We start from the raw sequence: 1,052 nt of genomic DNA on the forward strand, positions 1-1,052 counted from the left end.
TTCACTAATTCGCTGATTGGATCGCTCCGCTGGAGGACGATCCGATGCGGGATAACAGCTACGACCGGACGATTGAACGCAATTACCTGCAGAAGTGGCGTTTTCTGATCCCGGAATATGAGGCGGTGAAGGCCGGCCGATCGAGGCTGTTCAAGCGGGTCGGCGACTTCTACCGGCACCACGGGACCTGCTCGCAGACGTTCCGGAAGTATTATAATCGCTATTTGCGGAGCGGTGAGGAAGCGGATCTGCTGCCGCGCCGGCGCGGGCCCAAATGGCGGGAACGGCGCGAGCCAGAAGGGATCGAGGCGGAGATCGTCGCCCATCGCAAGCGAGGGATGAACCGCTACGAGATTCATGCCGTCTTGCGTGAGACGCGCGAGAAGGTACCTTCGCCCATAACGATCTACCGGGTGCTGAGACGCTACCAGCTGAACCGCCGCACGCCGGCGATGCGTGAGGAGAAGCGCCGCATTATCAAGGACAAGCTTGGGGAACTGGGCCACGTCGATCTGCATCAATTGCCGCGGGATATGTTCCTCGCGCCACCCCCGGTCACGGCCTACATCATCAGCCTGGTCGACAGCTGCTCGCGCCTGGCCTGGGCCGAGGTCCTGATGTCCAAGAAGGCGCTGCCGGTCATGTTCAGGACACTGAAGATGATCAACACCCTTAACATCACCTACGGGCTCGTCTTCCAGGAAATCCTGTCCGACAACGGCGCCGAGTTCGCCGCCCGTACCAAGCCGGACGAGCATCCGTTCGAGGCCATGCTGCTCGAGCTTGGCATCAAACACCGCTACACCAGGCCCTATCGGCCCCAGACCAACGGCAAAGTCGAACGGTTCTGGCGCACGCTCGATGAGGATGTCATCGAAGGCGCCACCTTCGACAATCTCGACCACTTCGCCAACGAGCTGTTCGAGTACCTCGTCTACTACAACGACCACAGACCCCACCAAGCCTTGGCAGGACAAACTCCCAAGGCCTTCGCCGCTACCAAGACCACCGCGATCCAATCAGCGAATTAGTGAACATCGACAGCAATGACG

The 1,052-nt window shown here is 60.0% G+C and carries 1 protein-coding gene; it reads left to right on the forward strand.

Features of this window, described 5'->3' with window-relative positions:
- Positions 1-44: 44 nt before the first annotated feature.
- Positions 45-1,031 (forward strand): integrase core domain-containing protein, encoded by a 987-nt coding sequence (locus tag KIP88_RS45825; protein ID WP_214494623.1) that lies wholly within the window; start codon positions 45-47, stop codon positions 1,029-1,031.
- Positions 1,032-1,052 lie beyond the last annotated feature (21 nt).

Origin of the sequence: Bradyrhizobium sp. SRL28 (assembly GCF_018596315.1) — a bacterium.
GTDB lineage: Bacteria > Pseudomonadota > Alphaproteobacteria > Rhizobiales > Xanthobacteraceae > Bradyrhizobium.

Bases quoted from the DNA above. Each gene is read 5' to 3' on its own strand.
- KIP88_RS45825 (WP_214494623.1), top strand. From the start codon at position 45: ATGCGGGATAACAGCTACGACCGGACGATTGAACGCAATTACCTGCAG.